Raw genomic sequence first — 24,663 nt, 5'->3', positions numbered from 1 at the left:
ACGACGCCACTGCCATCGAAGTGATTCCACTCTCACGTATGAGCAGCACTCATCTTTCAGCTTTGGTGTGAATATGAATTTGCCATGATGGATGTCTCGCACGCCTATCCCCCATGGAAGATTGATGTGGCACAATGTTGTCGCTGACCCTCTCTTTCAACACGGAGCGTTTTCGATGAGTGAGCCATCGGATGCATTGGAATTGAAACCCATCGCGGGTGTCGTCCAGGACCCTAACGAAGTCCCGGTGGTCGTGCACAGCGATGTCAAAGGCCCCATCGAGAAGATGACGTTCCTGCAGAAATCATTGCTGTTCGCCGAATTGGCGATGGTGGCTTACAACGACGAACGCGAAGCCACCGTTGCCGCGGCGATGGTCGGCTTTCCCGATGTCACCTTTTTCGATCACGATGGATCGCAGGCATACCGATTCAGGAATGACTTCGACTGTGTGATCGCTTGCCGCGGCACGGAGCCTAACGAATGGAACGACATTCGCGCGGACGCCAACGCGGCATCGGTGCTGGCAGAAACAGCGGGCAAAGTCCATCGGGGTTTCAAGACCGAAGTGGACGACCTGTGGCCGATGCTTGAAACCGCGTTGGTTGGCAACGAGCAACCCGTTTGGTTCTGCGGGCATTCGCTTGGCGGTGCCATGGCGACCATCTGTGCGGGCCGCTGCTATCTGTCCCACATCCCTTCGGTTCCGCAGGGCTTGTTCACTTACGGCAGCCCACGTGTGGGAGACAAACGGTACATCAATTTCGTAAAGCTGCCGCACTATCGATTTGTCAACAACAATGACGTGGTCACGCGAGTTCCGCCGGCCTGGATGGGGTACCGCCACTGCGGGGACGAGGTCTATATCGACCGGAACGGCAATCTTGGGCACCTCGGGATGCTTCGCAAACGCCGTGACCGCTGGCGCGGGTTTGTTCGTGGATTGCGGCGTTTTCGAATCGACCATTTCAGCGACCATCCGCTTCACAATTACATCACGCCCATTCTCGATGCCGTCCGAGACGAGCAGAAAGCGATGGGGCGTGGCGAAAGCGCCGTCGATGCTTCAGACTTGACGGGACAAGATTCCCCGACCGAAGCCTAACGACGGAACATCCATGAATTCGCCCTCGACGAATCCATCCGACGATCGCCCTCGAAGCAGCCAATCATCCTCCGCCGGCCCAGCGAACGAACCTGAGGTCGTTCAAATTGGCGGCGTCGATCTGAAGCTCGCGCATCCCTACGTAGCCGCCGGGGAATGGATCGGTCAAAACGAGTTGTTGATGCAATTGCTGGCTTGTTGGTTGACGGTGGATGAATCAGACATCCCGCTGACGCCACGTTTGATTGGCTCGCCAGGCGTCGGCAAGACACAGCTGGCCATCGCGGCTGCCAAACGCCAAGGATTGCCGCTGTACATTTACCAGTGCACCGCGGACACACGTCCAGAAGACTTGCTGGTCACGCCCGTCCTCAGCCGCGGTGGAGAGATCGCCTACCACGCTTCGCCCCTGGTCACCGCGATGATCAAAGGCGGCGTGTGCGTGCTCGACGAAGGCAACCGGATGAACGAGAAATCTTGGGCATCGCTGGCTCCGCTGTTCGACAGCCGGCGATACGTCGAATCAATCGTCGCGGGAATCACCATCCAAGCCTCGCCCGACTTTCGTGCGGCGGTGACGATGAACCAAGACGAATCCACGTTTGAGATTCCCGACTACATTCTCAGTCGTCTCCAGCCGACCCTGCAGGTTGGCTTTCCCAACAAACAAGACGAGATGGCAATCCTGCAGTACCATCTGCCATTTGCCGAACCCGAAATGTTGGCCCTCACGGTCGATTTCCTCCAGCGTTCGCACGAGCTGAAACTGGACTTCTCGCCTCGCGACGGCATCAACCTCTTGAGATTCGCGATCAAGCGGATGAAGCAGGATCCCAATCACCCGATCGCCCACGATGTCGCTTGGCAGGAAGCCTTGGAGAAGTGCTTGGGCGACGACGCGGTCGATTTGGAAACGATGGCCGAAAGGCGAAAACGAACATTGGGAGGCGACGCCGTTCCGCTCGGACTGGCCGACCTCTTTTTCGACGCGGACGATCCACTGCACCCTGATCGCGAAGACGAGGATGACGAGGACCTGATCTGAGCCGCCTAGCGGTGCTGACGATCCACTCGAAAGGCCCCGTTACGAATTGCGGTTCACCCATTATCCTGTGGCGTTTTCCAGGCTCACCCGAATCGCCGTCGAGCTGGCGATTTTGAGCTATTTGGCTCGTTTTTCCCGTCGGTTTTGGTCCTATGTCGCAAAATGCGAATTCCGTTTCGCCCGTTCGTCTGGCAGTTGGAGGCGATCACGCCGGTTTTGCCCTGAAGCAATTGGTGATCGAGCGTTTTGGTCCCCTGGTCACCAGCCTTTCCGATTGCGGAACTCACGACGAAGCATCCTGTGACTACCCCGATTTCGCGGTGGAAGTCGCCGAACGGATCAACAGTGGACAAGCCGACAAAGGTTTGTTGATCTGTGGCAGCGGCGTCGGCGTCAGCGTGGCCGCGAACAAGATCACGGGGATCCGCGCCGCGATCTGTCACGACACCTACTCGGCTCGCCAAGGCGTCGAGCACGACGACATGAATGTCTTGTGCATCGGTGGCCGGATCATCGGCAGCGAATTGGCGTTTGAGATCATCTCCGCCTTTTTGAATGCCAAGTACACACCGGAAGAACGCCACCAACGCCGACTGGACAAAATTTTTGCGTTGGAAGCCGAGTGAACGTCATCCCCGTTCAGTGCGGACACACTCACCTTCACATCGACCGCGGGTGAGCTTTCTCGTAGATCTGACGCAAATTCGCGGCGCTGACATGCGTGTAAATTTGCGTCGTGGTCAGCGACTTGTGACCGAGCAACTCTTGAACGCTGCGAATGTCCGCTCCTCGATCCAGCAAATGAGTCGCGAAGGAATGCCTCAGCGTGTGCGGACTGGTTCGTGAATCCAACTCCGCTTTGGCGATGTACTTTTCCAACATCCGTCCCACGCTCCGCGTCGTCAACGCGTTGCCAAACCGGTTCACGAACACCGGCGCACTTCGCCCCAACTTCTCGGCTTCCGGCGAACGACACCGTCGCCCAGCGTAGGCTTGAATCGCCTTGATCGCGTAGGACCCAAGCGGGCTGATCCGTTCTTTGCGTCCTTTCCCGCGGACTCGAGTGATGCCTTGCGAGAAATCCAAATCACTGTCACGCAGTCCGACCAATTCACTGACCCGCAAACCCGATGAATACATCGTCTCGAGGATCGCTCGGTCGCGAAGTCCCGCTTCGTTGATCGCCGGTGGTGCCTCCAACAGACGTCCCACCTCGTCACTGGAAAGCACGTGAGGCAGCTTGCGATTGTTGCGTGGATTGCGAAGTGGCTTGGCCGGATTCTGGGTGGCCAAGCCTTCTCGCATGGCGAACTTGAAGAAACTGCGAAGCGACGCCAACTTCCGCGAGATGGTGCTTCTCGCATATCCGGCCTGCTGCAGAGCCGCCTGAAATTGGCGTAGTTGCTGCGGCGTCAGCGAATCCAGTTCGATACGGGACTTATCCGCACCGATCCATTCCGCGAAAGAGAACAGGTCTTCGCGATAAGCCTTGATGGTCAGATCCGACGCATTGCGTTCGGTCGCCATGTGCTGCAGGAATCGTGTGATTGCCGTTCGCAAAGCCGAGGCTCACTTGCGGGGAATGGGCTCAAACAAAATCGTCGATGGACAACGAATCAAATTCGGCACTGGCGGAAAGCTCTTCGTCCACCACCACGGTTTCGCGAATCTTTCGTGACAGCATGGCTGCGTCGTACCAAGAAAAATCCAATTCCGGATTCGCGGCAAAGCGAGCCAACTGACGCAACGTTTCGTCGCGGTTATCGTCGTCGAACAAGAAGATGAAACGTTCTTCGCCTTTGACCAAGGCCAACACGTTGACTTCCTTTTCCATCGTTTGATCGTCCTGAGTGCGAAGGTCGCGAGAACGGAGACTCGTCCGTTGGAGGAGTTTCCCGCGATGCTGCTCAGTATCGGCTCACCGGCCATCGCAGTATGAGGTCGCTTTGGTCTCGACCGCCACGCGACTCCAACATTTCAACGATGTGCAAGTGACAACAGAAACGAATGAAATCATCGCTACGTTTGATATAACCCTGCCAAGACGAACCACGTGCATCATCCCCCGTCTCAACGTAGTCCGCCAAACGCTGCGTGAAGTACGGATCGTCGCCTCGATACAGACGCGTGTGTGAAAGCACCGGATCATGTTGAGAGATCATCGGCGGAGGCGACATCGCGGGGGCATCGGGGATCAGGTCGGTCGGATTTGGCCACGCGGGAGGCAAGGGTGCCATCTCGGCGAACGAATCGTTGCCGCATCCAGGCTCGATCACCATTCCGTGCTCATCCAGCAACACCTGGCCATCCCACGACTGACTCTCATCCCAAACGATCGATTCGTCATCCATGATGACTTCTCCGTCGTGGACATAACCATCATCGTATCCCGGCGTGGCTGGGCTGATGACTTGATGTTCGGCAATGTCCACTTGATAGGAGTGATCATCGACCAAGCGAATCACACCTTGCGACGAAGCCTTCGCCGGCTCGTCACCGAAAGGATCTTCATTGCCACGTAGCGGATTGGATTGTTCGTTGACCGTCGCTGTTTCCAATGGTTGGACACCAGCGTTCTCAACGGTCGCTGGCTCCATGGCTTTCTGAGGCGTTTGCGTCTTCAGCTGGCTGCGAGCCAACTCGAATTCAGCTTCTCGAACGATCCGTGCGGGTATCTTCTCCTCCGCCTCGGTTCCCCACGGCAAACCGTACCCCGGCGGAATCGCGTGAAACCCTTCATTCGCGGCGTACCAATGAACGGTCATCGCCATGCGTGGCGGATAGTAAGCTTCAAAGTCCGTCACGGAGCCAACCACAATTGCTTCCACGTCCATCATCTGAGCCAAACGCTGGAAGTCCGCTCCAACACGAGGCTCGCCGTACTGCATCGCGTACGTTCGATACTGCGTTGCCGTGACACCCACGGGCAAAACTTCAAACCCCGGAATCGCCTGTAGCGCCGCGTAATACGACCGAGCAACCGCCTCGCCATCCACGTTGGGTTGGTTGCTTTGGTTGAAGAAAGGCAGCACCGCCACACGTTTCAATTGCGGAAACGGATTGTGAACCGTGTCCCGCAGCCGAGCCTCGGGTACGAGCGTGCATCCGCTCGACAACAGTGCCCAACACGCCAGTCCCAAAAGGGTTAGCTTGGTCACAATGCGAGCGTCTTCGAATGCCATTTGGCGAGAAGTGTGTTTCACGATCGACCCCTCGGTCATCGCGCACCGTCTCCGCCCCCGATATCTCCATCGACAAATCAACTCGCCCCACTTCACTACAATCCGAAGATTCGGAAGAGTTTTCCAGCTCGTGCGTCCGAGAGTGATCATCGCAAGCTTGCCGAGTTCGTGAAACTTCGCTGCGTTTGAATTTTTCGATCGAGCTGCAGTCAATCTTCGTCAGTCTCGTGGGATGGTCGCCGCTGATAACACGATGAAGAATCCGGTCAAACAACCGAACACCCCACGCCAGTCGGCTCGTCCTTGACCAATGAACCGAGCAGCATCAGGAAGCACATCGCAGTCATCACACGGACGATCTGCCCCGTGATGACCCGCAACGTGCAGAATCGCTTTTGCTTTGGAAAATTGTTGGCCGGTTGCGGCGGCGAATGGGGTGTCTGATACGGGTTAGGAATCACGATCGCCTCTCTTCTTCGGTTGCATGGCCATGCCATTGGCGGACATGCTCCCGTCTCACACCGGCGGGGCCCTCCGGATGCCAAGGCAACTCCCTCCACTTGCCGCGATAGTGGATCTGCCAGTGCTCCCCGGCGGTCCCTCTCATCCCAACCCCCTTGCCGGGCAGATTGCCGAATCTCAAACGAGCTGGATCGATGCGAAGATTGGCAGCGATGGCATGCCGCAACGATTCGATCGAGAATTCGAGGGCTTGGCCCGGGTCGCGTTTACGCTTCACTCTGCTTCACCTCGTGCGAGAGCGGGTGTCCAGCGAATGGAGCGACTCCAAGGGAGAAAGGTTCACGTTTCCCAAGCAGATAACGCCATTTGTTCTGCATCCCAAGATCAACGCGTTCGCAAATCACCGCCCCATCCTCGTCTGGGCGAAACGGCGGTGTCCTGCTAAAATCCGCCGCACTGGATGGGTGGCCGAGTGGTCGAAGGCTCTAGTCTTGAAAACTAGCGTAGGGGAAACCTTACCGTGGGTTCGAATCCCACCCCATCCGCTTCTTTCAATCTCGGCTTTTCGCCGAAAGTGGTCTCGAAGCCTCGCTTCGCGACACGGATACGCGTTTGCTTGTTGCAAGATCGCGTTTTTTCACGAGCCGTCAACTCATCCAAGCAGTGGCTGCAACAACTGCCGGCGAGTGACCACGCTGCCAATTTTGCCACCGGGTTCGTAGAGCACCGCCACATCGCTGTGGGCGTCGTACAAACGCAGTAGAACGCCCAAGTGCCGATCGTTCATCGCACCGCGGATAATGGGCAGCGGCGAAGGCACTTGGTCCTGATGAACCAAATCGGCATATCGATAGAAACCGATGATCCGTCCCTTGCGACGCACCAAAATGATTGGGTGATTTTGGCGACGAGCCTGTCGCCGCGCGAACTCGAGATCGACCGGCGTATCCACCACCGCCAATCGATCCGGCCTCACGCCGAACTGAACAGCCAGTTGGTTTCCAACGTCAAACACGTTCTGAGCCAAATTGCGTTGACCGGCCGCCAAGATTCCCGCGTCCTGCCCGGCTTGGAGAACCTGATCCAAATCACCGCGGGCCATCGACAGTCGCAGACGGAACGGCGTTTCTCCGGTCAGCTTCTGAAGTGCGTTGCCCAACAAGCTTAAGAACAAAGAGATAGGCGAAAACACCGCGGTCGCGGTCAGCAACAACCATCGAGTCGCACGCAACAATCGATACGGCGCTTGATAAAAAAGATGCTTCGGCAAAAGCTCGCCGAACACAAACACCACCGGCGTCATCAACACGGTTGCCGCTAGCTCAATCGCCTCTCCACCGCCGATCAACGAACCAACAAACATGACAATCGCTAAGCTGGTCAAATAGTTGGCCAGATTGTTGCCCACCAATGTCGTCGCAACGAAGAACGCTGGATGGTTGATCATCCAAACCAATCCGCGTCCGGCAAACGAGCCGCCCAATCCGTCCAATACCAACCGCGTTCGCGAAACTCGATACAGACCAGTTTCACTGCCGCTGAAGAACGCGGACAACGTCAGACCAATGCAGAAGATACACAGCGCCAAGGTCATACGGCGGGCCCTTCGCTCTCAGGTCCATACCAGGCTTCCACCCAGATGCCGTCTTCGTCCTCTTCGGAAACGACCAATTCGTAAGTTGCCAAAGGCGCGACATCCCCGGTCCTGGGCACGCGTTCGTTGTGGCGTTGAATGTGCCCAGCCACTGTCGCGGTACGTTCTTCCGGCAATTCAATTTCCAATCGTTTCGCCAAAGCACGCAAGCTCGTCGATCCCGGCATCCGGTAGTGATTGGTCCCTAATTGCTTGATTTGATCCTCGGCCGCATCCAACTGGTCCGTACTCGCCAAGACTCCACGCAAAATGTCATCCACGGTGAGCGCCCCCACCACTTCGCCAAATTCATTCACAACAACAGCAACACTCAGGTCTTTCTCATCCAGTTGGTCGTAGACCTGCGCAATTCGGGCTGACCATGGAACGTACAGCACTTGCTCCATGGCGGACGCCAAGTCATCGATCTGCTGAGGTCGCAACAAACGCACCGCGATCGACCCCAAGATCGTTTGACCCGATGTGTCCTCTGGATCTGACACCATGATGTAACCGCCCGGAGGTGACCCTTCCGCTAACAACGATGTCTCCAGCGGCGGCGAAACAATCATCAACTTGCTTCGCGGACGCATCATCTCGTCCGCCTGAATTTCCGCCATCATCACCAACGATCGCAACGCCAATCGTTCGCGTCGCAGCAAAGTTGCGTCATCAGTTCCCAACTCAATGGCACGTTCAATGTCCGTCAGTTCGATTTCCGGTTCAGGCTCGAACGACGGCCACAACAAACGCCCGGCGGCTTCGTTCGCCCACTTCACCGTCGGCAAGATTGGCGACACGATGCCAACCGCCACGGTCATCGGCACGCCGACGGCCAACGAGATCCGCAGGGGCGTCATCACCGCGAAGCTCTTGGGCAACATTTCGCTAAAGAAAATAATGGTCAGCAAGCAGACCAACGTGAAGATGCCCGGTCGAGCGAGGTCCGCCGACACAATCGCGACCAGCGTGAAGTAGGTCATGTTGATCAGCAAATTCCAAAACAAAATCGCCGCCAACAATCGATCGGGCTCAGACAGCAACTGAGTCACCACTCGTCCAGCCGCACCTTGGCGACCCATCCGTTTTCGATCGCGTTCTTTCAACGAGAAAAGAGCCGCTTCGCTGCCACTGAAGAGTCCGCTGGCCAAGATGAGAACGAGCATCGCAGCCAGAAACGGCCACTTCGACACCAATTCGCTCAAGTCGCCGTCCCCGGCATTGGTTCGGGTTGATCGCCCGTGGTGCGAGTCGTTTCGTTCCCGCGATCCGGTTCCAGCGAGACGTCAAATTCACTCAGAGCGGGAATCATCATCGACGCCGTGGTGAATCCGTAACCGACCAGCAGGCTGAACACGACCCACAAGTGGTCCGTTTGCAACAAGAACTGCGTGATGGCATAGAACGTGATCAGCGGCAAGGCGAACGATGCGGCAAAGATGGCCGACGACGGATTACGCCACCCGAGTGCCGCAAAGAGAGCCAACCCACCACCCAAAATCATCACCAAGAACGGAGCCAGTTGCAGTTGGAACGCGCCTCGGAAACTCACCATGATCGTCATGCAAATTGCAATGCCGACACACAGAAAGAAAACGGTTCCCAGACTCGCCAAGGTCGCGGTCCGTCCCGACACATAGTTCAGCCCCGAATGAATGCCCAACATGGACACAAACACAATCAACGCAAAACCGCCGACCAACGCGTAAACCATGTTCTCGATGGTCATCACTCCAGAGATGCCGAGATAAATCGCCAGCAACATCGGCAGCAAAATCATTTCCTTCGCGGCATACATCACGCCCCAAAGCTTGCCGAACACAAACTCGCTGGGTCGCAGATCCGTGACCAGCAACAAGTCCAGCGCCAAACCATCACGTTCGCCGGTCACCGCGTTCACGGCCAACGCGTTGACCAGGACCAAGCTGATCACGCCCAATGCTGCCACTGGAATGGTCACTGCGGGCAATGCACGACCGATGCGACCAGCGGGCTCCATCGCCACGCCACTTTGGACCTGCAAAAACACCGCCGTCGCGATGATTGCGAAGATCAACATGAACACCGCGCGTATCAACAGGATCTTTCGACCGTAGGCCCACGTGCGGATCTCACGCCACAAAACGGGGTTGTCCCACACGGGTCGAGGCTGACGCACCTTCCAGGACGTGGGATCTTTTTCGCGATCGAACTCTTCGCTGGTTTCAGGCTCGGGTGCCTTCAAGCGAACTTCGCGTGACGGGTTCCACACACGGACTTTCGTGATTCCAACCGCCAAAATCACGGCCGACAAAGCACTGCCCACCAACACGAACAAACCGCCGCCATCGCTCAGGAAGGCCGCCCAACCCGCGTCCGCGTTGGTTGCGGCCAACAACGCTCGGGGAGCACTGATCGCCATTGCCCATTTGGACTCGTCTCCGGTAAGCGATGCCGCGATTTCACCAGCAGCGACCAACAGCAGCAACACCAACACGGTCAGTGCGATCGATTGGAATGTTTTCTCTCGCCACAACGCGACCACCGTCCCGACCGCGGCGGAAACCACGATACTGACGATCGTGACCGCAAAGACAGCGAAAACCTGCCCCGGCGCGACTCCGCCCAACAGAGGCAACGTCAAAAAGAGCGGCAAAGAAATAACGCACAACGCCAAGGGTGATAGCAACGTTGCAGCCGCTTTCCCACCCACGATTTCAAAGCCGGACAATCGCGTCATCAACATCAGAATCAGTGTCCGACGATCTTTCTCCTGAGCCACGCTACTGGCCGCTCCCACCGCTGCCAATGCGGACAAAATCACCAACTGAAGCGGTGCCAGCAACCGAAACATCCACCCGCCGAACTTCGCCGCATCCGCGTTCGCGGCCAAAGACCGTGACCCGTCCAGCACCAGATATCCCGTGCAAAGCAACAGGAACAATGCCATCAAGTAGACACCACGCGTGACGTAGGTTGCGGGCCGTTTGGGAACAACCGACGCTTCACGCTGAAAAACGGGACCGAGCATGATGGGAAGCAAACGTTGAGGCCATCCATTGCGGCCGTGGGAAACGAGCTCAGAAAGGAAGCTCTGAAAAGGAGATCAAAACGTTGAATCGCTCGGAACAAGCGTCCGTCCGAATCAAGTCTCCACGCAGTCTAATGCATCCCCGAACAATCGAGAATCAATCTGTTAAGCGTTCACCGCCGAATTGGTTCGATTTTGCGCCCGATTTTAGCCGCGTTTGCTCTTCAAAATTCCACGATTCTCGAGTTCCTGCAGGATCACCGAAGCCTGCTCGTGCGGCGTCTGCCCTTCCTTCCATTTCAGATGGACCTCGGGGTTCGGCGGAGCGTCGTAGGGGTCACTGATTCCAGTGAAATTTTTGATTTCGCCGGCCAGAGCTTTCTGGTAAAGCCCCTTCGGGTCTCGTTGCTGACAGACCTCCAACGGCGTATCGACAAAGACCTCTAGAAAATCGCCCTTCTGACCGCTTGATTCGATCGTCTTGCGGACACGATCGCGATCTCGCTGATAGGGGCTGACAAAGGCCGCCAAGGTGATCACGCCGGCCGACGCGAATAATTCCGTGACTGCACCAATCCGGCGAATATTCTCTTCTCGATCGATCGGGCCAAACCCCAGACCAAACCGGGAGGCGAATTCCTCGCTGTGTTCCTCACTCAACACCGCGGGCGGAGCACACAATCCGTGACGCACATTGTCCCCATCCAGCAACGTGCAAGCCGCCCGACGATCCAGCAGCAATCGGTCCAGCTCATTCGCGATGGTGCTCTTGCCGCAACCACTCAATCCCGTGAACCAAATCACCACGCCGCGCTGCCCAAGTTTCGCTTCACGATCTTCGCGAGTCACCGTGTGGGCATGCCAAACAATGTCGTCCTTGATGTCACGTTTGGGGGAAGATTCGTTGGGGGTCGACGAGGCGTCAGGAGTCTGGCTCATGAAGTTCAACCGATGGGCGGATTTCGTTTCGAAAAAGAGCAATGAAACCGTCCGGTGCAAACGGAGCCAATCTCTCGCAAGCATCCTAATCCGCGGCGACAAATTTTCAGACCCCAACGAGGATGGAAAAACCTCGCGAAGCTGCCGAGGAGCCTCCGCTAGACGCCGTAGCGTTTTCGAAAGCAATCGCGATGCATTTGTGCGAACGTCTCGTGGCTCAACCAGTTGGCCGAACGAGTCGCCTCGATCAGCTGGTTCAACAACTCGGCGTACAACGACATCGGCTCCGCGCCCAGGTCCCAACCCGCGGCGTAGAGACACCGAACGGCGTCTTTCGCATTTCCCTCCGCAGCAAATCGTTGCGACTGCGATTGCAGGAAAGTGGTCACGCCATTGCGAACGGAACCGCCTTCGCGATTCGTTAAACAAGCCAGATAGTCCGCGATCTCAACCGACGCTGGCAACGCATTGGCATGGTTTCGCGAGAACGAATCGGATGAGCCAACGTCGTCGGCCGATGTTTGTGTCAACCAATGCGCCCCAAACTTCGCCAAACCATCCGCTCCGGAGGTGGCCCAATGCGTTCGCAAACGCACACTTTGGTCGGTGAAAACACTGCAACGAATGGAGGCTCGCAGTGCATCGGCCCCCGTCGCTTGGTCACCACGTTGCCAACGGCAATACCCCAACAATTCCGCCGGCCAAGCCAACTCCGGCGACACCAGATGAGCCTGCTCGCATAGCGTTTCGATCTTGGCCCAGTCTTGTTGTCCTGGATCGGCCGCGTCCTCCGTCGCCAATCCGGCTTCCTTCAACCGAGTCAAAATATCGTGCGGCAAAGTCCTTAAATCAAAGCACCATTTCATGATGCTGTTCCAAGGGATGCCCATCCGGTTCGCATCGGCCGGCTTCAAACGCTTTGCTAACTCGTTGCCCAAAGCCTCAATGACCAACTGACAACGAACCGCCGCGCCGCAAACATTGCTTTGCAACAACGGATCCAACCAGTCTCGCGAACCGGATTCCCAACACCGATTCGCGGCCAAATGAGAAGCGGAGTCGGGCAAACAACGGACCATCCACTCATGCCAGGCATCTCCGCCGGAGTTGTTCGATCGTCCGACTTCCATGGGTGAGGGAATCGCGTGTCGCTGGTCGCTCGCCGGCAGCGAGGGCAACAGTTGATCAAACAACAAAGCTTCCGCCAGCGTCTCACCCCACGGCAGCCAATCACCACCGCCGTGATACCAATGACAAATGTCGTAACCGCTGCCTTCGGCGTCTCCATCCGCCAAACGCAAGCAAAGCCAATCGCCGGAATGACTGCCGACCAACGGCAAGAAATTTGGCGGCATCAACGGCGGCCAAACCGGTTCCGGCGCGGGCTTCAGTAACGTTTCCGGCGAGACAGCGTTGGCAAATTCTCCGTTGCCTTGCTGTCGCCACAGCCCTTCGTCGAACCAAGCCACCAAATCCGAATCAAGCGTGATATGGAAGCGATCCTGAAGTTGCTGCGACCATGTTCGCGCAGCACCAACCGCTCGACCAGATTTCACCGAAGCATCCGGATCGGAGGGACTCTCAGCATCACCCAAAGAATCAGACACAGTCGGAATCAGACACAGACGAACGCGTTCAATCAGCAGACAAGAAGAGAAGAGCGAGGCAATCAGATTGTAAAGCATCTGGCCTCGGGCGAAACATTAGCGGTGGACACAAGCTCACCGCAAGAGCGTCCCGTCTACGCTGAAACCGTCAAGACTGGATGACGTCCGTCATCACGTGCCCTTTCACATCGGTAAGCCGCATATCGCGACCACCGAACCGGAACGTCGAACGCGTGTGATCCACGCCAAGCAAATGCAACATGGTCGCATGCAAATCATGGATCTCAGTCCGTTTCTCAACGGCTTTGTACCCGAATTCGTCCGTCGCTCCGTATGTGATTCCAGGTCGAACACCTCCGCCCGCCATCCAAATGGAAAATCCATAGGGATTGTGATCACGGCCATTTTTGCCTTGCGCAAACGGAGTCCGTCCAAATTCGCCAGCCCAAACAACCAGGGTTTCATCCAGCAAGCCACGTTGCCGAAGATCTTTTAGCAAGCCAGCAATCGGTTGATCGACTGCCAAAGCATTGTTCTCATGCCCTTTCTTCAGATTGCTGTGTTGATCCCATCGGTCGCCGCCCACCTGAGGGCAAGTCAACTCGATGAACCGGACGCCTCGTTCGATCAAACGCCGCGCGATCAAACATTCCGCTGCATAGATCTGAGTTGGTTTGTACTGCGAATCCAGCCCATACAATTTGCGGACATGCTCAGGTTCATCGTCGATGGACATCAACTCCGGCACCGCCGCCTGCATCTGAAATGCAAGCTCATAATTCGCGATCGCGGATTCGATCGCGTCGTGACGCAACCCACCCCGCATCGCGTCCGCATCCAGCTTCGCAATCAAGTCCAGGTGCGCACGCTGCCGCCCCACATCCGGTTCCGGTGACTGAATATTCGCGACGGCCGTTCCGTGGGGCTGAAACACTGACCCCTGATAGGTCGCGGGTAGAAACCCGCTGCCGAAGCAGTCCAGACCGCCGGGAGGAATCAATCCGCCGTTGAGCGCAATGAAGCCCGGCAGATTATCGCATTCCGATCCCAAGCCGTAGTTCACCCACGCCCCCATGCTGGGCCGTCCTTGCAAACCACTTCCCGTGTGCAAGAAGTAATTTGCGAATGTGTGTTCAGAAAATTCCGAAACCATGGAACGCACGACCGCCAATTCGTCCACGCACTGAGCAACATGGGGGAATAAACTGCTGACGGGAATTCCGCTTTCGCCATGCTGTTGGAATTCCCACGGGCTGCCCAACACGGTTCCGTTGTTATTGAACTGAGTCGGTTCAACCCGGAACAACTCACCGGGATCGCGTCCGTTCATCTTGGTTAACAACGGTTTGGGATCGAACGTGTCGATCTGCGACGGCCCGCCATCCATGTACAAAAAGATCACCCGCTTTGCTTTGGCTGGGTGGTGGATCCCGTGATCCGCGTGACTGGCCGAAGCTTCGTGCAACATCGAAGCCAACGCGACACCGCCAAACCCCATGGAGGTCCGAGCCAGCATCTGTCGCCGGCTAAGTCGATTCGGAATGAAGTTCGAAAAACCGCTCATGGCACAAACACAAATTCCTTGGTGTTAACAATCGCGTGAGCCACGTCCGCCCACGTGGAAACATCTTCTGCACCCCCACCGGTTGCTTGCCCCAATGTCTGCATGTATTGCATGATGGACTGGACTTCGGATTGCGTCGCTTCCCGGCCCAACGCAGCAAAAATCATCCACTCGATCCGCTCTTGGGTCGTCGCGGAATTTGCTGGTGCCGCACGCATCGATCGTTCCGCGAAATGGCGAGACTGCAATCGCACAAAGGGATCGTTCAGCATCACCAACGCTTGTGCAGGAACATTGGATGCATTTCGGCGTCCCATCGTGCTGAATGGATTTGGCGTGTCAAAGACACTCATCATGGGCGACAAGAAATTTCGCCGCACGGCGATGTAAATGGATCGTCGACGATCGCCGTCCAATGGACCGCTCTTCGACGGACGGCCTCGACCGTTCATAAAAGGGGTCAAGTGCACGGCAACCGAATCACCCTCAAACGATCGATCTAACTGATCCGCAATGAACAACAAGCTGTCACGAATCACCTCGCCTTCCAAACGATGCAGGTTCCGCTGATGCAGAAGTTCGTTCTTAGGATCAACGGACGCGGCCAGTGCGGCCTGTTCCTCCGACACACTGTGCACCGACATCTGATAGCTGCTTGTCAAAACGATCCGGCGAATCATCCATTTCAAATGCCGATCATGTCGATCGAATTCTGTCGCGAGGTGGTCCAACAACATGGGATGACTGGGAGGCAATCCCAGCACACCAAAATCGTCAGTCGTGGGAACGATACCTTTCCCCATCATGTGATGCCACAAGCGATTGGTGATTACCCGCGACGTCAGGGGATTGTTCGATGAGTTGATCGCTTCGGCCAGTTCCAACCGTCCGCTGCCGCGTTCGTCGCCAATCCGCTCACCGCCAGTGATTGCGGTTAAAAAGTGACGCGGCTCGATGGCTCCTTCACTGGATGAATTCCCGCGAATGAGGATCGCAGCGTCTTCGCCCGAACCATCCAGCATCGCAATGGCGACTCGCGATCGTTTTTGGATCTGACTCTTCAACCGAGAGCGTTCTTCTCGCCATTCAGTTTGGATCGCGGCGAGCTCATCCTGCAACTCAGCATTTGCGGTCAGACGATCCTGGATGGCACTCTGTAATTCGGCGATTTGCTCGGCGTCTGCAACAAGTCCCGCGTCCACCTCGCCCTTCAACTCGCCCAACTCTTCACGCGTTGCCTGGACGACACAAAGGATCTCGAGCGTCTGGTTCTCAGCGGGCGTGCATTCCAAATGCAATCGATGCCCGAGGTAGCGAGCCAGGTTCATCTCCACCCAGCCGTCCTTGTTGTCGAACTTGGCGATGGTTTCGCCGTGCAGCGGTCCATCGACTAGCCGGTGCGAATCCACACAAGCGAACAAGTTGCCGGAACCTTTGACTCGAACCGCGACGATCGGATCAGTCAGTTCAAACGTCGGCAAACGCAACGTTCGACCAACTCGCGGGTAGGCTCGCAGTTTGCCTCGAGCGTTGGTGGATCGGGAACGGACAGAAACCAGCCCATCCCAAAGACGGTCGTTGACGGCTGACGATCGTTCCCAAAGACGAATCGCATGGGATTCGTCGGAATCTTTTTCGCCCGCCAAATCGAACGCGGGAACAGGATCCCCGATTCGCGTGGGCGAATGACCAAAGATGAAACCGTTCTGCCGGTACTCTTCAGGCGTCAACTTGCCGACGTCGTGAACCATCTCGGGCAGCGAAGCATCTTGCTGACGCTTTTCTTCAAAGGCTTCATAGTCGCTCGCGAATAACTTGCGAAAACGCTCGCTATAGTTGTCATCGACGCGGTTCAATTCGCTGGCAACTCGGTTGTTCTGCTGCATCGAATCAAAACGCACCTCGGCGTAGTCGCTGCTCTGCAAGAAGCCCGACAATGAGTAATAGTCGGCTGTGGAAATCGCGTCGAACTTGTGATCGTGGCAACGAGCGCAGGCGACGGTCATTCCTTGGAACGTTTTGGTCATCACATCGATCATGTTGTCGATGCGATCGGACTCATCTTTGCGGATATCAACGGGTGAATGCACCCACTCACAAAGATGATAGAAGCCTGTCCCCAAGATTGATTCATTGAAGGGCTCTCCACCATCGCGACCGTCCAAGCTCATCCGAGGTTCGCTCAGCAGATCGCCCGCAATGTGTTCACGCACCCATTGGTCATAAGGAACATCCGCGTTCAAACCTCGCACGACATAATCACGATACTGATTCGCATTGGGAATGTCGGCGTCAAATTCATGGCCGCGTGATTCACTGTAACGAACCAAATCCAACCAATGGCGTCCCCAACGATTGCCAAACTCGGGCGAAGCGATCAAGCGATTGACCAATCGGTGCACCGCGTCCGGCCGAGGATCTTGCTCGAATTGCTTCACTTCCGTCGGTGTTGGCGGCAAACCAGACAAGGCAAACGTCAGTCGACGAATCAACGTGGTTCGATCGGCAGGAACGGCCGGCGATAACCCAGCGTCCTCCAATTTCGCCATGATGAACTGGTCAATGGAATCCTTCGACCATTCAGGCTGCGATGTGGCCGGTGGCACGGGATCCTGAACCCGTTGCCACGCCCAGTGAGTTTCGCGCCGCGCGTCGATGTCAAACGCGTTGGATTCGTCCGCCCCTTCCGGCAACGGTTCCTCCGGCCAGTAAGCTCCGTCGGCGATCCATTTTTCAAGCACCGCGATGTCATCGTCCGGCAGTTTTCCAGACGGCGGCATTTCGTACGAATCAAACCGCACCGCTTCGATCAGCAGGCTTTCGTCCACATTTCCTGCAACCAATGCGGGCCCGGTATCACCGCCGGACAGCAGGAACTCACCATGGTCCACTCGCAGACCGCCTTGCCGTTCATCCGCGTCCTCACCGTGACACTCATAGCAATGCTCACTCAGCAAAGGACGAACGCGAGTTTCAAAAAAATCACGTTGCTGAGCGTCATCTGCTAAAAGCGATACCGGACGAACGCAAGCGAGCAGCAGCAGCCCGACGCACACCCCAGCGACACCACGAGGAAGAGCGACAGGAACGTGTGACGGGACGCCGAGAAAATCGGCGACGCCGATGGATCGAAACGGCATAAGCGATCAATGGCAGGTGGGCTTCAGGCGGGAGTGAAACCGCTCCTCCACGGCCTCACTTGGAACGTTCCATCTTAGCCGGTTCAGGCACAGGGATGTCAGTCAATAGACGTTGAATGACCGAATCTGTGTCCATCCCCTCCGCTTGGGCCTGGAAGTTCGTCGCAATTCGATGACGCAGCACGGGCAATGCGACTTTCTGTATATCCCCAGGCTCGACACTGAATCTTCCGTTCATCGCAGCGATCGCTTTTCCCCCAGCGATCAAGTTCTGACCGGCACGCGGCCCCGCCCCCCAATCCACCAATTCGCGAACGTACTCGGGTGCGGACTCATCCGCCGGACGGGTCGCTCGAACCAACTGCGACGCATAACGAATGACCAACGGCCCCGCCGCGATGCTCCCCACCAACTTCTGACAATTCAGGATGGCTTTCGCGGAGAGGATTTTGTTGACAGTCGCTTTCTCACCTCGCGTGGTCGCCGTCAAAATTTTCTCTTCCTCTTCCGCGGTCGGGTAACCAATTTTGATGTTGAACATGAACCGGTCCAACTGTGCTTCGGGCAACGGGTACGTGCCTTCCTGCTCCACCGGGTTCTGCGTTGCGATGGTGAAGAACGGTTCCGGCAATGTGTGGGTCTCTCGCCCGACGGAAACCTGGCGTTCCTGCATGGCTTCCAACAATGCGGCCTGAGTCTTCGGCGGCGTCCGGTTGATCTCGTCAGCCAGCAAAATATTCGCGAAGATCGGTCCTTCGACAAATCGGAAACTGCGTCGCCCCGATTCGTCCTCTTCCATCACCTGCGTTCCGGTGATGTCCGACGGCATCAGGTCAGGCGTGAACTGAACGCGTTTGAACGAAACATCCAAAATGTTCGCCAGCGTGCTGACCATCAATGTCTTGGCCAATCCCGGCACGCCCTCCAACAAACAGTGCCCTCGCGTGAAGATCGCGGCCAACAACTGTTCGATCGTGTCCGTTTGCCCCACAATGACCTTTGCCAACTCATCCCGCATCTTCTTTTGGTGTTCCGAGAACTCTCGCAACACATCCGCCAGATTGCGGGGCTTGGACGCGTCCGCCGAATTCGCATTGGAAGCAGCGTTCCCTGCTGCGGGGTTCACCGGCGGAGGGGTCGGAACCGAAGGATCAGCCATGAATCACAATCCAATTCACAATGGGTCGAGTCGCGAGGAAGAGCGGAATCGCACCTTTTCAACGGACACGATTCATCCACACAATCGCAAAACACTCGATCGCCTGGCAATGACCAAACGAACGCGGCGCTTCAACGACTGCCCTGGCAGTGTAAGCCGATTGGCAAACAGGCGATATTGGTGTTGCCTGCTGAGTCTGCTTTGCATCGCGATCGCAATGGCCGTCGCCTGCCATCCCTGTTCGGCGCAACCGGCGGATAACGGCAACGCGAGCCGCATCGATGCGCCCACCGTGCAACGTGCCATCGATCGTGGAGTCGAATACCTGCGAAAGACACAGACCAAACGGGGAGGCTGGGAAGAGTTTACCGGTCAGTCCTGCGGCCTCTCATCGCTTTGCACACTCGCATGGCTGAATGCGGGCGTGTCTCGCAACGATGCCGACATGATTCGTGCTTTGGAATACTTGCGGCGGTTCGAGCCCAACGACACCTACGCGGTCGCGCTCCAAACGCTTGTCTATTGCCAGTACGGTGCTCTAGAAGATCTGCCACGCCTCCGACGCAATGTGGCTTGGCTCACCGATCGACAAAAGTCCGCCACCTCGCGAAACCCGGGTGCCTGGGATTACGGAAACAAAGAGGGCCCAGGTGACCCTTCCAACAGCCAATTCGCGTTGCTGGCCCTGGGCGAAGCCGTCAATCGAGGCGTCGAGGTGGAGCCCAACGTCTTTCGATTGGCTCAAGCGTACTGGAGAAATCTACAATTCGCACAAGGCGGTTGGCCCTACCGATCCAACCAAGCCACCGGAAGCATGACTTGTGCAGGGATTGGTTCGTTAATGATCGCTCAAGACGCTCTTGGTTTGCTGGATCCGGAACAGAAGACGCTGCAGTGCTGCGGCGACGAGTTCTCAGAACCCGCCATCGAACGTGGCTTTGACTATCTGGGCCGAATCTTCACCGTCGCCACCAACCCGGGCAGCACGCTCTCGAGCGACTTTTACTATCTCTATGCGATCGAACGCGTCGGACGGCTCTCCGGGCGTCGCCTCATTGGAGGTCACGATTGGTATCGCGAAGGTGCCGAGCATTTGGTCGGTCTGCAAGATGCCTTTCGGGGTTTCTGGAAAGGCTCCGGCGCAGCGGAAAGCAACGCGGATATCGCCACTTCATTTGCGTTGCTGTTCCTGTCCAAAGGCAAACGCCAAGTCGTTGCCGGCCAGCTCGATCACCCTTCGCTTCGCGTCCGCGGCAGCAACAACACTCGAACGCTTCCCTTCAACACCTCACTGAAGCAGTTGGTCCGTCATGTCGAAAAAGACTGGTCACAAGAACTGACATGGCAAACCATCCAATCCGAAAACGTATCGGTCGCGGATCTCTTAAAAACACCCGTGATCGTCATCCGCGGCTCGAATCGAATTGGCTTCGATGACGCGTTGATCCAGAACCTCAAACAGTACATCGACCAAGGCGGCACCATCCTGTTCGACGCGATCGGTGGAGACGGCTGCGGGGATGCATCGGCTTTTCAACAAAGCGTGGTGGCGATCTGCCGGCAATGGTTTCCTGGCAATCAACTGGAACGATTGCCGCCTTCGCATCCCGTCTGGTTCGCCGAGCGCCCCGTGGATCCAACCGCAATCGATCCAGGCTATTGGGTTTACGGAGTGGGAGCCTGTTGCCGAACGCCAGTTTTCTACTCACCCCGCAGTCTGTCTTGTCGATGGAAACACAGCGGATCCCTGCTGAGAAACACCGACCTATCGGATTCAATCCGAACGCAAATCGAAGCCGGCGTCACGATTGGCGAAAACATCATCGCCTACGCCACGGGACGCGAACTCAAAAACAAATTGGATGCGGCGTCGATCGTTGACGGATCCGTCGCGCCGCCGCCCACACGCGGTGCCATCCCGATCGCGGTCGGTGCCTTGGGTGCCGGGGAAGAACAAGTGCTTCGCGCCCTTCCCAATGCAGCCACGTTGATTCGCAAGAAACTGGCGATCGAAGTCATCGCGGTGAACGAACCGATCGAATTGACGGAGTCCTCACTGTCTCGTGTTGGCGTGCTTTACCTGCACGGCCAAACGGCGGTTCAATTGAAACCACAGCAACGCGACGCACTGCGTGATTTTGCCTCGCGAGGAGGCATCATCATTGCCACGCCAATTTGCGGCAGCGAAGCGTTTGCAAAATCAATTCGCTCGGAACTCGAGGGACTGTTCCCAGACGAATCCCTGGAAGAACTGCCCAAAGAACATCCCGCGTGGACAACTCGGTTCGGCGGATACGACCTTGGGGATGTCACGATCCGCCGCCCCAATTCAGGTGACGACGGGGGCAGACAACGTGCACTCAAGATCAGCCGTGTTCGCTCGACTCCGACCGTGGAACTGATGGAAGTCCATGGCCAAGCCGCGATTTACTTTTCGCCGCTCGACCTCAGCTGTGCCCTTGAGTCTCAAAACTCGGTGCAGTGCCCCGGTTACAACACCACGGACGCGGCCCGCATCTTGGCTGGCCTCGTCCTTTACTCACTCAATCGATGAGCTGCTAACTGCATCAAAGAGCAGCGACCTCGCTCAAGAATGCAGACGAGCGAAATCGCGAACGTCCTCTTCAATGGCTCGCAATCGATCGGACAGTTTGATATCCGCGTCGGCCAAGTCCTGTGATTCAGCGGCCTCCAATCGAGTGAACACGTAGAACTTCACCTTAGGCTCCGTTCCGCTGGGACGCACGGCGACGTAGTTGCCGTCCATCTCCAAATCCATGATCACCAAGTTTCCACTGGGACCTTCCAAAGCGGAAGTCGATCCATCGGCGACGTGGATCGTGGTCGCACTGCCGTAGTCGCGAACTTGACGCACCGCGATTCCGCCCAGCGACTTCGGTGGCTCCGAACGGAACGCCTTCATCAGACTTTGCATGGCCGCCATGCCCTCGCTGCCTTCCATGAAAACGTTGATTAGGTTTTCACGGTGCATGCCGTGTTTTTGGTACAGCTCCGCCATGTACTCGTGCATGGACTTGCCTTCCGCCTTCAGCTTGGCCGCCAATTCCGCCATCAGCATACAAGCGACCGCGCCGTCTTTGTCGCGAGCGTAAGTGCCGACCAAATAACCATGCGATTCTTCGCAGCCATACACAAAGTTTTCCGGCCCTTCCCGGTCCATGGCTTCGGCGATGTATTTGTAACCCACCAACAAATCGCCAACGCAACGTGCCCCGTGCGACTCGGCAATGCGTCGTACCAATTCAGTTGTGACCAGTGTCTTGATCACGTATGACCCGTCACTCAGCTTGCCGGCGTCCACGGTTTTGCCGAGCACGTAATCGGCCAGCAACGCGGCGATTTGATTTCCGGTGAAAGTTCCCCATTCGCCGCTTGGATCCGTCGTCAAAGGAGTCGCCACGCCCAAACGGTCGCAATCCGGATCGGTCGCCAACACCAAGTCGTAGCCGCCGGGGCGAGCGGTCTCGATCGGAGCTTCGAACACAGCCGAGTTCTCTGGATTCGACACATGACCCGGGACATTCGGGAAATCACCGCTCTTTTCGCGATGCCCCTCGTAGACATCGACCTGAGTGAAACCGTCACGCTTCATCAACGGGATGACAGCTTCTTCGCCAACTCCGTGCAGCGGGGTGTAGAGCACTTTGACATCGCGTGATCCTTCAAATCCACACTGGGCGGCTGCATCCAAGAAAGCGGAATCGATTTGCTCGGTCACCACTTCGATGCGACCATCGGCCATGGCTTCTGCGAATGGAACCGATTTGATTTCTTGGCAGCTCATCACACCGTCGATGATGGCTTTGTCGTGCGGTGGCAGAACTTGACCACCGGTCGACCAGTAAACCTTGACTGCGTTGTCGCTCGGCGGGTTGTGGCTGGCCGTCACCATGATGCCGCAATCGCAATTCAGGTGACGAACGGCAAACGACAGTTGTGGCGTCGCACGGTAGTCGTCCAGCAAATACACCTTGAAGCCGGCGGCAACCATGATGCCCGCACAAAGCTCCGTGAAGTGCCGCGACTTGTGACGCGTGTCGTACGCAATTACGCAGGACAACGACTTGGCACCGGCGTGGTACTTCACCACATAATCAGCCAACCCTTGTGCGCTTTCCCCGATCGTGCGGTCATTGATTGCGTTGGATCCGATCTCGTACATGCGTCCACGACGACCGCCGGTTCCAAACGGAATGATCGTCCAGAACACGTCGTCCAGCTTTTGCCACATACCATCGGCGATGTGCTGGAGCGTTTGATCGCGATACTCGCTGTAGCGACTTTCGGTCAGCCACGAACGAATATTCTCCACGGCACCCGCGGTCAATTTTTTCTCTTCGCAAGCTTGTTCGACGGCCGCCAAGCCTTCTTCGACGGTCATGGAAGCGGAGGACGCGGGGTGGGAGCCAGAAGTCATGATGAGATCGCACCGGGAAATTCGGGGGATGTTTTGAGTCAATCGGCCCAGATTCTACGCCCCGTCCCGGTCTCTCACCACCTACGCAACAGCCATCAAATTTCGCTTGCCGCTGGCGTTTTTGTCCGCTTTGGTTTGCGTCGTGCGGTCCTGCGCGGGTGCCATGGTTGTTGCCAAAGCCCAGACTTCGCCATCGCTTTTTCGAGCCAAACAACGATTCGCGTCGAACAAACTCGCCGGCTCAGCTCAACCAACCTTTGCGATACATGAATCCCAACAACCCCAAGGCCATTGCAGCCATCACTGCGAGGGCGAACGGGTAACCAAAGCTCCATTCCAATTCGGGCATGTTCAATGGCGACGCGGATTGGTCGAAGTTCATCCCGTAGATTCCCGCCACAAAACTCATCGGAATGAACAATGTCGCGATGATCGTCAACACTTTCATCACATCATTGTTCTTCTGGCCCAACAGCGCGAAATAAAGTTCGCGAAGTTCGCCACAAGTTTCGCGGTCCGTGTCCGCAGCCTCCATCAATTGCCCAATGTGGTCCTGGCAATCTCGCAAATACAATCGCGTGTCGTCGGCCAAGATGCCTTCGCCTTCTCGCAACAGCAAGCGCAGTGCATCGCGGTGTTGTTGCACGGTTTTGCGGATCGCCAACAGGTCCGCACGAATGTGGTGCAAATGCATCGGCAAGTTGTCGTGGTCGTTCTCCTGCAACAATCCCGCCATCTGCGATAGGTGAGCTTCGTAGCGGTCGATCACCGGAAAGTAACCGTCAATGATCGCATCGATGATGGCGTAGACGAGGTAATCCGAACCACGCTGACGAATGCGTCCCATGGCTCGCGAAATGCGTTCGCGCACCGGGTTCAAACAATCGCCGACCTCTTCCTGGATCGTGATGACCACGTTGCCAACGAGAAACATGCTGACTTGTTCGGTTTGGAATCCATCATCGCCATAGGGCATGCGTGCGACGAAAAACAACGTCTCACCATAACGTTCCAACTTGGCGTGTTGGTCCATTTGCACGACGTCTTCGAGTGCAAGCGGATGCAAACCAAACTTGCCGCCCAACGACCGCAGCAATTCGACGTCTTGCACACCATGTAAATCGATCCAAGTGATGACGTTCGGGTCCAAGCTGTCACGAGTCGCGATCGCATCGACCACCTCGTCTTGGTGCGTTTCGCGGTTGTACTGAATCACCCGAATATGACTGGGGTGACGCGGCTGCCCAGCCGCCGGACCATTGCCGGAAAGTTCGCCCGGCACGCTGCCGATCTTGGCTCGCGACTTGGCCCATCTCGGTCGATGAACACGCAATTTGGAAGGCAACTTCAACGGCAGCGAGGTCATCGCGAGAAAGAAA

The 24,663-nt window shown here is 56.7% G+C and carries 17 protein-coding genes and 1 tRNA gene; 5 read left to right on the top strand and 13 right to left on the bottom strand.

Annotated features, from left to right (window positions below):
* The first annotated feature begins 124 nt into the window (after positions 1-124).
* From LOC70_RS19575 to rpiB, 3 genes are all read left to right on the top strand, one after another.
* Positions 125-1,105: a lipase family protein gene (locus LOC70_RS19575; RefSeq protein ID WP_306796945.1), complete on the top strand. Its 981-nt coding sequence runs from the start codon at positions 125-127 to the stop codon at positions 1,103-1,105.
* Positions 1,106-1,118: 13 nt separating this feature from the next.
* Complete coding sequence (locus tag LOC70_RS19570) at positions 1,119-2,150, top strand: AAA family ATPase (RefSeq protein ID WP_230255659.1); 1,032 nt, start codon at positions 1,119-1,121, stop codon at positions 2,148-2,150.
* Between the two features lie 152 nt (positions 2,151-2,302).
* Complete coding sequence (gene rpiB / locus LOC70_RS19565; protein ID WP_230255658.1) at positions 2,303-2,776, top strand: ribose 5-phosphate isomerase B; 474 nt, start codon at positions 2,303-2,305, stop codon at positions 2,774-2,776.
* Between the two features lie 34 nt (positions 2,777-2,810).
* Here rpiB and xerC read toward each other — a convergent pair whose 3' ends face one another.
* From xerC to LOC70_RS19550, 3 genes are all read right to left on the bottom strand, one after another.
* Positions 2,811-3,710 carry a tyrosine recombinase XerC gene (gene xerC, locus LOC70_RS19560; protein ID WP_230255657.1) on the bottom strand — a complete coding sequence of 300 codons (900 nt, stop codon included), beginning with the start codon at positions 3,708-3,710 and terminating at the stop codon, positions 2,811-2,813.
* A 28-nt stretch (positions 3,711-3,738) separates the two neighbouring features.
* A complete protein-coding gene (locus LOC70_RS19555) occupies positions 3,739-3,984 on the bottom strand; it encodes a hypothetical protein (RefSeq protein ID WP_230255656.1) in 246 nt (81 codons plus the stop codon).
* 73 nt (positions 3,985-4,057) lie between these two features.
* Positions 4,058-5,371, bottom strand: coding sequence for a hypothetical protein (locus LOC70_RS19550; RefSeq protein WP_230255655.1), 1,314 nt, complete (start codon positions 5,369-5,371; stop codon positions 4,058-4,060).
* Between the two features lie 881 nt (positions 5,372-6,252).
* Here LOC70_RS19550 and LOC70_RS19545 point away from each other — a divergent pair.
* Positions 6,253-6,339 (top strand) — tRNA-Ser (locus tag LOC70_RS19545).
* A 107-nt stretch (positions 6,340-6,446) separates the two neighbouring features.
* Here the strand turns inward: LOC70_RS19545 and LOC70_RS19540 are convergent.
* From LOC70_RS19540 to LOC70_RS19505, 8 genes are all read right to left on the bottom strand, one after another.
* Entirely contained in the window at positions 6,447-7,388 is a 942-nt protein-coding gene (locus tag LOC70_RS19540; RefSeq protein WP_230255654.1) for a CNNM domain-containing protein, read from the bottom strand.
* Positions 7,385-8,593 (bottom strand): CNNM domain-containing protein, encoded by a 1,209-nt coding sequence (locus tag LOC70_RS19535; protein WP_230256209.1) that lies wholly within the window; start codon positions 8,591-8,593, stop codon positions 7,385-7,387. Before LOC70_RS19535 ends, LOC70_RS19540 begins: the two co-directional genes overlap by 4 nt.
* 35 nt (positions 8,594-8,628) lie before the next feature.
* Complete coding sequence (locus LOC70_RS19530; RefSeq protein WP_230255653.1) at positions 8,629-10,437, bottom strand: hypothetical protein; 1,809 nt, start codon at positions 10,435-10,437, stop codon at positions 8,629-8,631.
* A gap of 207 nt (positions 10,438-10,644) precedes the next feature.
* Positions 10,645-11,376, bottom strand: a complete 732-nt coding sequence (gene cysC / locus LOC70_RS19525) for an adenylyl-sulfate kinase (protein WP_230255652.1) — start codon at positions 11,374-11,376, stop codon at positions 10,645-10,647.
* A gap of 158 nt (positions 11,377-11,534) precedes the next feature.
* On the bottom strand, positions 11,535-13,061 hold the full coding sequence (locus LOC70_RS19520) for an SMI1/KNR4 family protein (RefSeq protein WP_230255651.1): 1,527 nt from the start codon (positions 13,059-13,061) through the stop codon (positions 11,535-11,537).
* Between the two features lie 70 nt (positions 13,062-13,131).
* A complete protein-coding gene (locus LOC70_RS19515; RefSeq protein ID WP_230256208.1) occupies positions 13,132-14,499 on the bottom strand; it encodes a DUF1501 domain-containing protein in 1,368 nt (455 codons plus the stop codon).
* Between the two features lie 44 nt (positions 14,500-14,543).
* A complete protein-coding gene (locus tag LOC70_RS19510) occupies positions 14,544-17,687 on the bottom strand; it encodes a PSD1 and planctomycete cytochrome C domain-containing protein (protein ID WP_230255650.1) in 3,144 nt (1,047 codons plus the stop codon).
* 55 nt (positions 17,688-17,742) lie between these two features.
* Positions 17,743-18,846: an AAA family ATPase gene (locus LOC70_RS19505; protein WP_255716258.1), complete on the bottom strand. Its 1,104-nt coding sequence runs from the start codon at positions 18,844-18,846 to the stop codon at positions 17,743-17,745.
* A gap of 217 nt (positions 18,847-19,063) precedes the next feature.
* Between LOC70_RS19505 and LOC70_RS19500 the strand changes: the two genes are divergently transcribed.
* On the top strand, positions 19,064-21,400 hold the full coding sequence (locus tag LOC70_RS19500; RefSeq protein WP_390889092.1) for a DUF4159 domain-containing protein: 2,337 nt from the start codon (positions 19,064-19,066) through the stop codon (positions 21,398-21,400).
* A 33-nt stretch (positions 21,401-21,433) separates the two neighbouring features.
* Here the strand turns inward: LOC70_RS19500 and LOC70_RS19495 are convergent, their stop codons facing one another.
* Positions 21,434-23,284, bottom strand: a complete 1,851-nt coding sequence (locus tag LOC70_RS19495; RefSeq protein WP_230255648.1) for a phospho-sugar mutase — start codon at positions 23,282-23,284, stop codon at positions 21,434-21,436.
* A 241-nt stretch (positions 23,285-23,525) separates the two neighbouring features.
* On the bottom strand, positions 23,526-24,650 hold the full coding sequence (gene corA, locus LOC70_RS19490) for a magnesium/cobalt transporter CorA (RefSeq protein ID WP_315857319.1): 1,125 nt from the start codon (positions 24,648-24,650) through the stop codon (positions 23,526-23,528).
* Between the last annotated feature and the right edge of the window lie 13 nt (positions 24,651-24,663).

Source organism: Rhodopirellula halodulae, assembly GCF_020966775.1.
Classification (GTDB): domain Bacteria; phylum Planctomycetota; class Planctomycetia; order Pirellulales; family Pirellulaceae; genus Rhodopirellula; species Rhodopirellula halodulae.
The sequence above is the reverse complement of the archived record's forward strand: the minus strand, read 5'-3'. Positions and strand labels throughout refer to the sequence as shown.

What these genes read in the sequence shown, in the direction of transcription:
- corA (WP_315857319.1), bottom strand. Translation starts at nt 24,650, where the DNA reads ATGACCTCGCTGCCGTTGAAGTTGCCTTCCAAATTGCGTGTTCATCGA.
- LOC70_RS19570 (WP_230255659.1), top strand. Translation starts at nt 1,119, where the DNA reads ATGAATTCGCCCTCGACGAATCCATCCGACGATCGCCCTCGAAGCAGC.
- LOC70_RS19520 (WP_230255651.1), bottom strand. Translation starts at nt 13,061, where the DNA reads ATGCTTTACAATCTGATTGCCTCGCTCTTCTCTTCTTGTCTGCTGATT.
- LOC70_RS19540 (WP_230255654.1), bottom strand. Translation starts at nt 7,388, where the DNA reads ATGACCTTGGCGCTGTGTATCTTCTGCATTGGTCTGACGTTGTCCGCG.
- LOC70_RS19555 (WP_230255656.1), bottom strand. Translation starts at nt 3,984, where the DNA reads ATGGAAAAGGAAGTCAACGTGTTGGCCTTGGTCAAAGGCGAAGAACGT.
- LOC70_RS19535 (WP_230256209.1), bottom strand. Translation starts at nt 8,593, where the DNA reads ATGCTCGTTCTCATCTTGGCCAGCGGACTCTTCAGTGGCAGCGAAGCG.
- LOC70_RS19530 (WP_230255653.1), bottom strand. Translation starts at nt 10,437, where the DNA reads ATGCTCGGTCCCGTTTTTCAGCGTGAAGCGTCGGTTGTTCCCAAACGG.
- cysC (WP_230255652.1), bottom strand. Translation starts at nt 11,376, where the DNA reads ATGAGCCAGACTCCTGACGCCTCGTCGACCCCCAACGAATCTTCCCCC.
- LOC70_RS19495 (WP_230255648.1), bottom strand. Translation starts at nt 23,284, where the DNA reads ATGACTTCTGGCTCCCACCCCGCGTCCTCCGCTTCCATGACCGTCGAA.
- rpiB (WP_230255658.1), top strand. Translation starts at nt 2,303, where the DNA reads ATGTCGCAAAATGCGAATTCCGTTTCGCCCGTTCGTCTGGCAGTTGGA.
- LOC70_RS19515 (WP_230256208.1), bottom strand. Translation starts at nt 14,499, where the DNA reads ATGCTGGCTCGGACCTCCATGGGGTTTGGCGGTGTCGCGTTGGCTTCG.
- LOC70_RS19500 (WP_390889092.1), top strand. Translation starts at nt 19,064, where the DNA reads ATGGCCGTCGCCTGCCATCCCTGTTCGGCGCAACCGGCGGATAACGGC.
- LOC70_RS19505 (WP_255716258.1), bottom strand. Translation starts at nt 18,846, where the DNA reads ATGGCTGATCCTTCGGTTCCGACCCCTCCGCCGGTGAACCCCGCAGCA.
- LOC70_RS19550 (WP_230255655.1), bottom strand. Translation starts at nt 5,371, where the DNA reads ATGACCGAGGGGTCGATCGTGAAACACACTTCTCGCCAAATGGCATTC.
- LOC70_RS19510 (WP_230255650.1), bottom strand. Translation starts at nt 17,687, where the DNA reads ATGCCGTTTCGATCCATCGGCGTCGCCGATTTTCTCGGCGTCCCGTCA.
- LOC70_RS19575 (WP_306796945.1), top strand. Translation starts at nt 125, where the DNA reads ATGTGGCACAATGTTGTCGCTGACCCTCTCTTTCAACACGGAGCGTTT.